Below are 11865 nucleotides of genomic sequence, written 5' to 3' on the forward strand. Positions count from 1 at the left end.
CACATTTTGCAACCGGTTGCAATAGAGTTTTAGGAGGAGGCTAGATTGACCAAAATCAAAATCGGAATCATCGGTGGCGGATATATGGGCAAAGCACATGCGGCGGCCTATGCATCTGTTGGCAGCTTGTTCGAAACACCATTGCGCCCGGTTTTGGAAATGATCTGTGCAACCACAGATGCAAGCGCAGAACGGTATCGCAAAAACTATGGCTTTGCGCGGGCAACAACCGATTGGCGCATTCTTGTGAACGATCCAGATGTTGATGCCATTGTCATCGCGTCACCGCAATCAACCCACTGTGAAATTGCAAAGGCCGCATTCGCTGTCAACAAACCCGTGTTTTGTGAAAAACCATTGGGCGCATCACTGGATGAAAGCCGACAGATGCTTGCAGCCGCAGAAACATCGGGTTGCATTCACATGGTGGGTTTTAACTATATCCGCACCCCTGCCTCGCAATTTGCACGCCAACTAATTGCCCAAGGGCGCATCGGCGACATAACTTGGTTTCGCGGTGAACACACCGAAGATTTCTTGGCAGATCAAACTTTGCCTACGACATGGCGCACTAATGGTGTTGCAAACGGTACCATGGGTGATTTGGCGCCACATATGATAAATGCAGCCCGCGCATTGATTGGCCCCATAAAATCATTATCAGCCAACGTTGAAACAGTACACGCCACCCGCCCCGGTGGAACCGTCACAAATGATGATCAGGCACAGATGATGTGCCGATTTGAAAACGACGCACAGGGGCATCTGTTCTTTAGCCGCGTCGCCACTGGTCGCAAAATGGGATACGCGTATGAAATTCACGGAACCAAGGGCGCGATCAAGTTCGACCAAGAAGACCAAAACGCTCTGCATCTCTATACTATGGAAGGTCCGGAATCAGAGCGTGGCTTTCGCAAAATATTAACAGGCCCTGCGCATCCCGATTATTTAGCATTTTGTCAGGGGCCGGGTCATGGAACAGGTTATCAAGACACAATTATTATCGAGGCGCATGACTTTTTGCGCGCCATCCATGAAAACCGAAACATTTGGCCAACCTTCTCCGAAGGTATGGAAGTTAACCGCGTTGTAAGCGCTGCGCTGGATTCAAGCGCCAAAAGCGCTTGGGTACAAATCGCAGATTATTAAGAAAAGGGTAAAATCATGATAAAAATTGGCAACGCTCCGTGCTCTTGGGGTGTCGAATTTGCGGACGATCCGCGCAACCCTGCGTGGCGCAAGGTCTTGCAAGAAAACGCAAGCGCGGGATTTACGGGTATTGAATTGGGCCCTGTTGGATTCATGCCCGAAGACCCTGCACAGTTGGCCGAAGCACTGTCTGAATACGATCAAGAATTGGTCGGTGGTGTGGTATTTCGTGCATTCCATGATCCAGATAAATGGGATGATGTCATGGATGGCGCTGTGCGCACATGCAAAGCGTTAAAAGCGCACGGCGCAGAGCATTTGGTTTTGATCGACAGCATTTCGCCGCGGCGCGCGCCAACCGCTGGTCGTGCGAATGAGGCCGAACAAATGGACAATGCGGAATGGACAGCATTTCGCGACCGCATCGCCACGGTGGCGCGATTGGGAACCGAGGAATATGGGCTAAAGGTTGGCATTCACGCCCACGCCGCAGGGTTTATTGATTTCGAACCTGAATTGGAACGTCTTTTGGACGAGGTTGATGAAAGCATTCTTAAAATTTGTTTTGATACGGGGCACCATTCCTATGCGGGTTATGATCCTGTCGCATTTATGAAACGTCACATTGACCGGATCAGCTATATGCATTTCAAGGATATCGATCCCAAAGTAAAAAGCGACGTCGTTAAAAAACGCACAGATTTTTATGAAGCCTGTGGTCAAGGCATTTTCTGTAACCTTGGCGATGGGGATGTTGATTTCCCTGCCGTTCGTCAGGTTTTGCTCGACAATAATTTTAACGGCTGGTGCACAGTGGAACAAGATTGCGATCCAACAGGAGACACTTCGCCCGTTGATGACGCCAAATTAAACCGCACATATCTGCAATCGATTGGTTTCGAAGGAGCATCCAGATGAGCAAACTGAAATGGGGGATGATTGGCGGTGGCGAAGGTAGCCAAATCGGCCCTGCACATCGCCTAGGTGCACAAGCCGATGGTTTATTCGAACTCGCAGCTGGCGCATTAGATCACCGCCCCGATATCGGCAAAGAATACGGTCAGCGTCTGGGCATCCCCGCCGATCGATCTTACGGCGATTGGCAAGAAATGTTGGCCGGTGAAAAATCCCGCGATGATCGGATTGATTTGGTCACGGTGGCCACACCCAATGCAACGCATTTTGAAATCACAAAATCATTCCTTGAATCTGGCTTTAACGTTTTGTGTGAAAAACCCATGACCATGACCGTGGAAGAAGGTGAAGAAATCGTTCGGATTGCTGAAAAATCTGGCAAAATCTGTGCGGTCAATTATTGTTATTCCGCCTATCCGATGGTGCGCCAAGCACGCGCAATGGTGCGCGCTGGTGAGGTCGGCAAAATTCGCCTTGTGGTCACAGAATTTAGCCACGGCCATCACGGTGACGCAACTGATGCGGACAACCCGCGTGTGCGTTGGCGCTATGACCCTGCAATGGCGGGTGTATCGGGGCAATTTGCAGATTGCGGTATTCACGCACTGCACATGGCCAGCTTTATTTGTGATGATGACGTTGAAACGCTTTCGGCGGATTTTGCATCTACGATCCCAAGTCGCGAATTAGAAGATGACGCGATGGTCAATTTTCGCATGGGCAAAGGAACGGTTGGGCGTTTGTGGACATCATCTGTTGCGATTGGTCGTCAACATGGGTTTGCCATTCAAGTATTTGGCGAAACGGGTGGTATGAAATGGACATCGGAACAGCCAAATCAATTGATTTACACACCTGTTGGTGGACGCACACAGATCATCGAAAAAGGCGAAGGTGGATTACACGAAGACGCACAGCGTTTGTCACGTGTTGCGATTGCACATCCCGAAGGTTTTCCATTGGCTGTTGCGAATATCTATTGTGATTTGGCTGATGCGATCCGCGGTGAAACTCGTGACGGATTGCCCAATGCCGCCGACGGCGTTCGTTCCATGGCGGCAGTTCACACAGCCGTTGCATCGGCACGCAACAACGGCGAATGGATGGACGCCCGCCCTTCGATGTTTAGATAATCACGTTTTGGGCGCGGGGCGTAATGTGCCGCGCTCAACAACCGTACAACCGAATTCATGGGAATGCGGCGCCAATGTTTGATCAGATACCAATGCGACAACGCGATTGATCGACGCCGAGATAATATCAGACAATGGATTTTTGATCGTCGTTAAATTGATATTTGCCCAACTGGCCATTTCCATATCATTCAATCCGATAATTCCAACGTCATCTGGTGCATTTAACCCTTGGGATTGAAGCGCTGATAACGCCCCAATCGACAATACATCATCTGCACAAAAATATGCTTGTGCGGGTTGCGATTTTAGAAGACGTAACATCTCTGTGCGCCCCGCTTCGAAAGAATAGGCACTTGCGAAACTGGTGGTACAGGACACTCCTTTGTTCGCAGCAATTTCAGATAAGAAACCTTTTTCACGATCCAATGTTGATGTCGCGGTTGATGGACCACCCAAAAACGCAACTTCGCTATAGCCACGTTCAATCAGCGTGCGTGCGGCCAGCCTGCCAGCGGCAATGTTATCAATCCCCAAAATATCAACCGCTGGATCAACGGAATGGCGCCCAAACGAATGGACAACGGGCATACCTGCTTCTCTAAACGCGCGCGCAAAACCAGGGGGCAATGTCGAAGATGCCACAATCACACCGTCCACCGAATATTGTCGTAACATTTGCACGGATGCTGTGGGTTCGGTTTCATCTGTCAGGTTCACCAACAAGGGGCGCAAACCGCGTTCCTGTAACCCACGCGTAAACAGATCGAAGACTTCTAGGAAAATTGGATTGTGAAAGTTGTTCGAAACCAAACCAATCATTTTGGTTCGCCCCGTTGTTAAGGACGATGCCAATGCATTGGGGCTATATCCTAAATCAGACGCAGCACGCATCACTTTTTCACGGGTTTTGCCTGAAACAGATGCGCCTTCGGTATAGGTACGCGAAACGGCGGAACGTGATACACCTGCTCGTTCTGCAACATCCTTCAGCGTTACGGCCATGTGGCCCTCCTAATTCAATTACCCGCGTTGTTCCTATAGTCTATCATCGCAAAATGCCATGTCCATATTGCACCACGGCCAACTGACGCTACGCCCTTCAATTATGGCGCTATCAAGGGAAAGCGAACCGCGTGAATGATCACGCAGCCCCTTCAAACTGTGCACCGGTTTTTGCACCCGTGATATAAGCCACGACGTCTTCACCGTTTGTTTCACTGACCTTCAAATCCGCAACCATGCGACCGCGACGAAAGACGATAATACGATCAACCAAATCCAGAACCTGACGCATATTGTGGCTTACTAAAATGAGCGGCTCTCCCGCTGCTTTTAATGTGGCAATGATTTTCTCCACTTGCGCGGTTTCCTGAACGCCCAACGCCGCAGTCGGTTCATCCATGATGGTGAGTTTCGATGCAAAGGTCGCTGTGCGCGCAATTGCAACGCATTGACGTTGACCACCCGACATATTCGCAATCGAATTTCGAATATTGGGAATTTTCACACCAGTCTTAACCAATCCCGCCATCGTATCTTCTCGCATGGCTTTGTAATCAAGGCGGCGAAATGGTCCAAGAAAGTTCCATTTCGTTTTCTCACGCCCCAAGAACAGATTGTCCGACACATCCAAATCATCTGCCAATGCGAGGGTTTGGAAAACGGTTTCAATGCCAGCCTCGCGCGCATCAAGTGGGCCTGTGAAATTTACTTCTTTCCCATAAAAGTAAACCTTACCGCGTGTGCGTTGTTCAACCCCGGTTATTTGGCGCACAAACGTCGATTTACCCGCGCCATTGTCACCCATAATGGCGATATGCTCGCCCATTTTCATTTCGAAGTTTGCCCCTTCAAGAGCATGCACCCCGCCATAGTGTTTTGTAAGATCTTCGGTTTTCAAAACTAAATCAGAACTCATTTTTATTCTCCTGAACTATACGCGGTTGCGTTGACGAAATTGGTCAAGCACCACTGCTGCGATGATAATACCGCCCATCGCCATTAACTGGTATGAACCGTCGAGTTTGATGAATGTGAAACCAGATCGGATAACGCCCAAAACCATTGCGCCCAAAACTGTTCCGATGATCGAACCGCGCCCGCCTGTCAGGCTAATTCCACCGATAACAGCCATCGCGATTGCAAACAGCTCGTAAAACTCGCCCATGCCCGCTTGCGCGGTTGACGCTTTGGCGCTCAATACAATACCTGCGAATGCGGCAAGCATTGATGCAATCATATAAACAAGGACCTTGTGACGTTTTACGTTGATCCCCGACATACGCGCCGCTTCTTCGTTGGAACCGATTGCATAGGTGTGTTTTCCATAAACAGTGTATTTCAATATGACATGGAAAATTGCGGCAAGTGACAGAAACCAAACCACTGGCATCATACCTGAACCGATAAATTTATAGCTCTCTGTTGGGAATGAAACCGGGCGTCCACTGGACCACCACAATGCAATCCCACGACAGATCAAGAACATGCCAAGTGTCGCAATAAAGGGAGGAATTCGGAAATATGCAACAAACGTGCCGTTAATGGCCCCAATTAATGCGCCAAACAAAAGTCCCACAACAATTGGTGCGATCACCGGTAAATCCATCGCCCAAGTGCCAAATATGGCTTTTGGATTTGGGTTTCCATTGACCAACTCTGTCTGGGCAAAGCTCATTGCAATCATCGCGGTCGCAGCAACCAGCGGCCCCGAGCTAAGGTCGATACCCGCCGTGATAATGACCTGTGTCGCGCCAAGGGCGATAATCCCAATGATTGCAACTTGAAGAATAATAATTTTTAAGCGCGCTTCGTTAAAGATAGAGCCAAATCGATCCTTCGTATCAAAGAGAAAACTTTGATCGTTCATATATGGTAAAAGCTGCCCAAGAATTTCAAAAATGACAACGATTATCACAAGAGCGAAAAGGACATTTAATTCATTTGGCCACGCTTTTTTTGATTTATCGAAAGTAAGCCCGCCAACGCCATGGCTAGTTTCAGTCATAATTTCCGTCCCGAATAATACATCATGAAGTTTAGAAGACGACGCGAATTGCGCCGTCTTCGGTTTTATATTTTAAGCAAAGCTTAGTTCTTGCTTAGGAATTCATCCATGTTGGCGGGTGTCACCAATTTGAATGGGATGTAGACCTTTTGATCGACGCTATCGCCCGCGACAATCGCAAGGGCTGTGTCAACAGAACCAGCACCTTGACCAAATGCATCTTGGAATACGGTCACATCATAATCGCCAGCTTGCATCGTCAGCAACGCATCTTGGCTTGCGTCAACACCGCCAACTTGAACATCTGCCATGTCCATACCTGCGGCTTTCATTGCTTGGATCGCACCGATCGCCATTTCGTCGTTATTCGCCAAAACGAAATCAAACGGCTCGCCAGATGACATCCAGTTTGTCATCAAATCTTGCGCTTCATCACGAGACCAATTTGCAGTTTGCTCGTCAATAATCGTCATAAAGCTACACATATCCATGCCGATGACATCATGCACGTCCTTGGAGCGTTGAACCGCAGCTTGGTTTGAAAGCTGACCGTTCATAAGATAACCTCTTGCACCGCCGGCTTTGCCCTCTGCACGCAAGTTATTGCAAACTTGGAACGCAGATAATGTGCCAGATTCAATTTCATTTGATGCAACAAATGCTTGGGTTGCTGGCAAACTATCCACGTTGTCTGGCTGGCGATTGACATATACCAACGGTGTTGAACCCGCCGCTTCAGAGATTGCAGCACCCGCTGATGTATCAACGATGTTCACAATGATTGCATCAACGCCAGATGCGACGAAATTTTTCACTTGGTCGATTTGCTTGGCAAGATCATCAGTTGCGTCTTCCATTTGCAGATTGACGCCATCAATGCTTGCGGCATGTTCGGTCATGCCATTGCGCATAACTGTCAGCCAGTTATCATCGAAACGTGAGATCGTCGCACCAATATCCTGTGCTAATGTCGATGTCCCCATCAATGCAACAAGGCCAGCGGCCAATAAAGATCTTTTCATTTTTTCCTCCCTTAATCGTGGCCGGTACACGGTTTACATTTTCCGGCATCTCTCAATGAGACGTTTTTTCGAAAATAAGATATGTTCAAAATGGGCGGCTTGGACGATCTAACAGCGGTCATATCCTCATAGACAGCTAAATGCATAAACATGAAAGGCAGTTCGATTTTTCAAACTTATAGCTTTCAACTTAGCATTTTCACGCCAATCGCACGCTCCTTTTCGCACATTTCATCTCTGATTCGTGTGTCCACTTTAACCAAGTTGCTCATTTTTGCAACCGGTTGCATTATGCATTTCATCTGCACGGGCATGGATGGCGTGCGCACTGGCCAAGCGCGGATTTATCCATCCAGTGCCAAAAACACCTTGCACAAATTACGATCACCAATCCTTCAGTTTCACTTTCAAATGCAGAGCCGATTCATCCTGAGCCAATAATCGCAGGCCAAAAAATCACGGGAAAATTAGGCCAAAGCCTGAATGCAAAATATTCCTTCTGCTTTGCTTTCCTCTGAATTGAACTGATTAACAAACATCTCAACTGGAAATGTTTTCTCAAATTTCGTAGGTAAGCGATGCACAAAACGAAGGGGAATACATAATGCGTATTTTGTTTACTGGCGGTTCTGGCAAGGCTGGGCGTCATGTTGTTTCATATCTGATAAACAACGGGCATCGCGTTTTAAACGTTGATCGCGTTCCCTTGGATCACCCCGACGTAGATAATCGCCTCGCAGATATTACCGATGCGGGCCAAATGTTTGACATCATGGCAAGCTATGCTGGGTTCGATGAAATGGAACCAGGGAATGGCGTGCCTAAATTTGACGCGGTCGTACATTTCGCGGCTGTTCCCCGATTGTTGATGACATCCGACAATGAATGTTATCGCGTCAATACAATTGGCACCTACAATGTCATTGATGCAGCGGTGAAATTTGGCGTGAAAAAGATCATTTTTGCATCATCCGAAACAACATATGGCATTTGTTTTGCCGATGGTGATCGCAAACCAGAATACCTTCCGATTGACGAAAACCATCCGGTTATTCCCGAAGACAGCTATGCCATGTCAAAGGTGGCAAACGAAGTAAGCGCGCGCAGCTTTCAACGCCGATCAGGCTACGACATTTATGGTTTGCGCATAAACAATGTTATTGAACCGCATGAATACAAAGAAAACTTTCCAGAATATATTGCGAACCCATCGGTTCGGCGGCGAAACATATTTGCATATATCGATGCCCGCGATCTGGGACAAATGGTTCAACAATGTCTGGTCACCGACGGGCTAGGTTTTGAAATATTCAACGTGTCCAATGACGATCATTCCGTTGACAAAACCACCAAAGAATTGATCGCAGAATATTATCAAGGCGTTCCTGTTGGCGATATGGATGAAAACGAAACCTTTTATTCAAACGCCAAGGCCAAAACGCTACTTGGGTTCAAGCCTGAGCATAACTGGCGCATGTATATGCGTTAAACTGCGTCGCACTCGGGTTTTTTGTATGACCGCAAACAAGGCGGAAGTGATGGCAGAGAGAACATCAACTACAGGTTTACGAAAAATATTAAAATTTCAAGGTGAAGGAATGCTAATACAACCGACTCCATTGCCACATCATCGAAAATTTCCATTTCGTATTTGTGAAGTCAGAATAGATAACGGACTGGCGTTTCAGGACAAGTTCCGTTGGCATGTCGCATACAACGGGAACCGCTAGGCATTCGTCAAACCCAGAGCATCAGAAGTTCTGGGCGCTATACTGACTTTGACCTGTTTCTCAAGTTGATGATAAAGAATGGATTTCATCCAATCGTAGGTGAAATACCAACGTTGCCAATCCACCAGATCAATGCACTAATCGTGAAAAACGATAATATCACGGTAACGATGAACGCCGTGGCACAAACCTGTTCCGAGCCATACTTTGCCCCCAACATTGGATAAATCGAAAGCATTGGAACAGCGGCAAACAGCACAGCTGTCATGATCAATTCCTGTCCCAATCCCGGCCACATTGAAAGCAAAGCAAAAACAAGCGTTGGGTGAACGATCAACTTGCCAAAGCTGATTGCTGCTGTCCTGCGCCAATGTAAACTGAGACTAAAGCGTGCAACAATTCCTCCCACGACAAATAGGGCGATGACAGGTGCAACCGAAGCCAGCATTTGGATTGTCGAGATCACTGGTTTTGGAAGCGGCAAACCAATACCGCGCACAATCAATGCAGCGATAATCGCAAGAACAAGTGGGTTTCGCAAAAAGCTTTGCAGTGCTCGCCTCGCCGAGGCTGACACTGTTGTGCTGCTCGCCGACGCCACATCGGCTGAAACTAAGGCAAGTGGGATAATCACGGCATTCTCGACAATCATGATCCAAGCAAGAACCTGCAAAGCCATTTCTGGAAAGACCATGCTCGCGACAGCAAAACCGATAAATCCGCTGTTGGAATTTGCGATGGCTAAGCTGTGAATCCAAGCTGCTGGCGATTGCTCCTGAAAGATGCGACGCATGATGGCGTATCCGAAAAACAGCGCAAGCAATGATGCAATGAGATACCCAATGATGATGCTCCAATTTAAGGCTTCATCTGTCCCGGAGATTGTAAGCGCGCTAAAAATAAGCGCTGGCAAGCATATCCTGACGGTGAACTGGCTGAGTGCATTGATGGTATCTGCTGGTGAATACCCCGTCCGGACGGCCACGTAGCCCAACAGAATGATAAGGTAAATTGGAAGTGTAACCGCAAGGATCGTGACCATCGTTAGCCACCTTTGCGAGGCAGATAGTCGATCACCACTGCCCCCAATACCATATCCACCACACGGTTTCTGATACGTTTTTGGCCCTCTTCGGTGAACAAGCGGTTACCAAAGGATGTTGTAAAGGTCGCTTTGTTGGAAACGTTGTAAAAGCTTGCAGAACTTGTCATCCAGTGCAACTCAAGCGGATCGGCATCATCGCGCAACACGCCGGCGGCTTTGCCCCGCGTGCACACATCCGCGAGTTTTTCGATGATCGCCTTGTTCAAGGTTGGGATAACGTCAGACTTGCGCGCATACTCTGCATTATGGATGTTTTCGATCATCACCAATCGTATAAACTGCGGGTTCTTCACGTGTGAATCGAATGTTGCCTCTGTTAGCCGACGCAAGGCCATGATCGGCTCAAGATCAGCAACATTTAACGCCTGTTCGATCTCTCGCAAAGACGAATAGACACGTTCAAGTACACTGCGATAAAGACCTTCCTTGTCACCAAAATAGTAGTAAATCATCCGCTTAGATGTCGATGTTTTCTCTGCGATTTCGTTGATGTTTGCACCCGACAACCCATGGGCTGCAAAGGCCTCTGTGGCCACGGTTAGAATATCTTCTTTGACAGCCGCAGGGTCCTTTTTCCAAGTTGTCTTGCGCTTTTTAGGCGCGTTTTTTTGGACTCCATCCATGTGTCTGTGCTCCATTGTTCCTCCGATTCCTTGTTTGAATAGCACAAATTTAACCCGTGGGTACATTTTAATTGACAAATTAACCGCAAGGTACATAAAAAGAGATGTACCGTCGATGCGAGGAGCGAATCGTCGGGAAAAAACACAAAGGGAGGACAGAGATGTCTCGTAAACTGATTAGCGCACTTGTGGCGCTCGGACTAAGCGCGACCGTAGCAACAGCGCAAGAATACCCCACCAAAGAGATCCAAGGCATCATCCAATGGGGCGCTGGTGGTTCAACAGACACCGTGATGCGTTCGGTCACCCCTCATGCTGAAGAAGCACTTGGTGGAACGGTTGTCATGCAGAACATGACTGGCGCGGTTGGTGCGATCGCCCTCAACTATGTGGTTGATGCGGATGCGGACGGCTATACTGTTTTGATGGGTGCTGAAAACCCGATGCTTTATAAAGTAATGGGCTTGGGCGACGAGGACTATTCAGCGTTCACCCCAATCAACATTCTGGCGCGTGGCACTGCGATGTTGGTTGCCAACAATGCCGCTCCGTTTGATGATTATGCTGGCATGCTGGCCTATATCGCTGAAAATCCCGGCGAGTTGAAATTGGGCGCAACTGGCCCCGGTGGGCTTCCTTCAGTGATCACAGCAATGATGAACACTGTCGAAGGTGAATTGGACGTTATTTCCGTTCCATACGACGGTGACGGCCCGGCCCTAACTGCCCTTCAAGGTGGGGCTATTGATGTTATGCCTGCTGTTCTTGGTGCCGCTATCGAAGGTATCCGCGCTGGCAACATGAAACCAATCCTGATTTTTGATACAGAAACCAACGCAACACTGCCAGAGGTTCAGATTGCGACCGATGCGAACGCTGCATATGCGACCTATCTACCATGGGGTCCTTTCTTTGGCGTATTCGCCAAAAACGGCACACCAGATGAGGTGATCAACGCATTGACAGCTGCATATGCAACTGCCGCAGAAAACAAGGATTTCATTGATCTGATGGCTGGTCGTGGTTTCACCATGATGAATATCAGTGGTGATGAGGCAAATGCCTTCCTAACAAAGTGGCAGCAAGGTACAGCATGGCTGCTTGACGATGCGGGTCTGACACAAGCGTCCCCCGAAGAGTTTGGCATCGCACGTCCTGCCAACTAAAAACCGACTATA

11 protein-coding genes are annotated in these 11865 nt (G+C 48.3%); 5 read left to right on the forward strand and 6 right to left on the reverse strand.

Features of this window, described 5'->3' with window-relative positions; translation table 11 throughout:
* The first annotated feature begins 45 nt into the window (after positions 1-45).
* The 3 genes from BFP76_RS04390 to BFP76_RS04400 are packed head-to-tail and all read left to right on the forward strand — an operon-like array spanning position 46 to position 3197.
* A complete protein-coding gene (locus BFP76_RS04390; protein ID WP_099591972.1) occupies positions 46-1149 on the forward strand; it encodes a Gfo/Idh/MocA family protein in 1104 nt (367 codons plus the stop codon).
* A gap of 12 nt (positions 1150-1161) precedes the next feature.
* Positions 1162-2067 carry a TIM barrel protein gene (locus tag BFP76_RS04395; protein ID WP_099591973.1) on the forward strand — a complete coding sequence of 302 codons (906 nt, stop codon included), beginning with the start codon at positions 1162-1164 and terminating at the stop codon, positions 2065-2067.
* The gene (locus BFP76_RS04400; RefSeq protein ID WP_099591974.1) at positions 2064-3197 is read left to right on the forward strand and encodes a Gfo/Idh/MocA family protein; all 1134 of its coding nucleotides are present in this window, start codon (positions 2064-2066) and stop codon (positions 3195-3197) included. The genes BFP76_RS04395 and BFP76_RS04400 overlap by 4 nt, the downstream gene beginning before the upstream one ends.
* Here BFP76_RS04400 and BFP76_RS04405 read toward each other — a convergent pair whose 3' ends face one another.
* From BFP76_RS04405 to BFP76_RS04420, 4 genes are all read right to left on the reverse strand, one after another.
* Positions 3198-4202, reverse strand: a complete 1005-nt coding sequence (locus BFP76_RS04405; RefSeq protein ID WP_099591975.1) for a LacI family DNA-binding transcriptional regulator — start codon at positions 4200-4202, stop codon at positions 3198-3200. It lies immediately after the preceding gene.
* Positions 4203-4341: 139 nt separating this feature from the next.
* On the reverse strand, positions 4342-5118 hold the full coding sequence (locus BFP76_RS04410; protein ID WP_099591976.1) for an ATP-binding cassette domain-containing protein: 777 nt from the start codon (positions 5116-5118) through the stop codon (positions 4342-4344).
* 15 nt (positions 5119-5133) lie between these two features.
* Positions 5134-6207: an ABC transporter permease gene (locus tag BFP76_RS04415; protein ID WP_099591977.1), complete on the reverse strand. Its 1074-nt coding sequence runs from the start codon at positions 6205-6207 to the stop codon at positions 5134-5136.
* Positions 6208-6290: 83 nt separating this feature from the next.
* A complete protein-coding gene (locus BFP76_RS04420) occupies positions 6291-7229 on the reverse strand; it encodes a substrate-binding domain-containing protein (RefSeq protein WP_099591978.1) in 939 nt (312 codons plus the stop codon).
* A 604-nt stretch (positions 7230-7833) separates the two neighbouring features.
* Between BFP76_RS04420 and BFP76_RS04425 the strand changes: the two genes are divergently transcribed.
* Entirely contained in the window at positions 7834-8718 is an 885-nt protein-coding gene (locus BFP76_RS04425) for an NAD-dependent epimerase/dehydratase family protein (RefSeq protein WP_099591979.1), read from the forward strand.
* Between the two features lie 326 nt (positions 8719-9044).
* Here BFP76_RS04425 and BFP76_RS04430 read toward each other — a convergent pair whose 3' ends face one another.
* Together BFP76_RS04430 and BFP76_RS04435 are read right to left on the reverse strand one after the other, a co-directional pair.
* Positions 9045-10001, reverse strand: a complete 957-nt coding sequence (locus BFP76_RS04430; RefSeq protein WP_099591980.1) for an AEC family transporter — start codon at positions 9999-10001, stop codon at positions 9045-9047.
* 2 nt (positions 10002-10003) lie between these two features.
* A complete protein-coding gene (locus BFP76_RS04435; RefSeq protein ID WP_099591981.1) occupies positions 10004-10687 on the reverse strand; it encodes a TetR/AcrR family transcriptional regulator in 684 nt (227 codons plus the stop codon).
* A gap of 161 nt (positions 10688-10848) precedes the next feature.
* Between BFP76_RS04435 and BFP76_RS04440 the strand changes: the two genes are divergently transcribed.
* Positions 10849-11853, forward strand: a complete 1005-nt coding sequence (locus BFP76_RS04440; RefSeq protein ID WP_099591982.1) for a Bug family tripartite tricarboxylate transporter substrate binding protein — start codon at positions 10849-10851, stop codon at positions 11851-11853.
* Positions 11854-11865: the final 12 nt, after the last annotated feature.

The sequence above is a fragment of the Paramylibacter kogurei genome, from assembly GCF_002742285.1.
Taxonomy (GTDB): Bacteria; Pseudomonadota; Alphaproteobacteria; order Rhodobacterales; family Rhodobacteraceae; genus Amylibacter; species Amylibacter kogurei.

Excerpts from the sequence above, each read along its gene's own strand:
- BFP76_RS04400 (WP_099591974.1), top strand. The coding sequence starts at position 2,064 with ATGAGCAAACTGAAATGGGGGATGATTGGCGGTGGCGAAGGTAGCCAA.
- BFP76_RS04405 (WP_099591975.1), bottom strand. The coding sequence starts at position 4,202 with ATGGCCGTAACGCTGAAGGATGTTGCAGAACGAGCAGGTGTATCACGT.
- BFP76_RS04410 (WP_099591976.1), bottom strand. The coding sequence starts at position 5,118 with ATGAGTTCTGATTTAGTTTTGAAAACCGAAGATCTTACAAAACACTAT.
- BFP76_RS04415 (WP_099591977.1), bottom strand. The coding sequence starts at position 6,207 with ATGACTGAAACTAGCCATGGCGTTGGCGGGCTTACTTTCGATAAATCA.
- BFP76_RS04420 (WP_099591978.1), bottom strand. The coding sequence starts at position 7,229 with ATGAAAAGATCTTTATTGGCCGCTGGCCTTGTTGCATTGATGGGGACA.
- BFP76_RS04425 (WP_099591979.1), top strand. The coding sequence starts at position 7,834 with ATGCGTATTTTGTTTACTGGCGGTTCTGGCAAGGCTGGGCGTCATGTT.
- BFP76_RS04430 (WP_099591980.1), bottom strand. The coding sequence starts at position 10,001 with ATGGTCACGATCCTTGCGGTTACACTTCCAATTTACCTTATCATTCTG.
- BFP76_RS04435 (WP_099591981.1), bottom strand. The coding sequence starts at position 10,687 with ATGGATGGAGTCCAAAAAAACGCGCCTAAAAAGCGCAAGACAACTTGG.
- BFP76_RS04440 (WP_099591982.1), top strand. The coding sequence starts at position 10,849 with ATGTCTCGTAAACTGATTAGCGCACTTGTGGCGCTCGGACTAAGCGCG.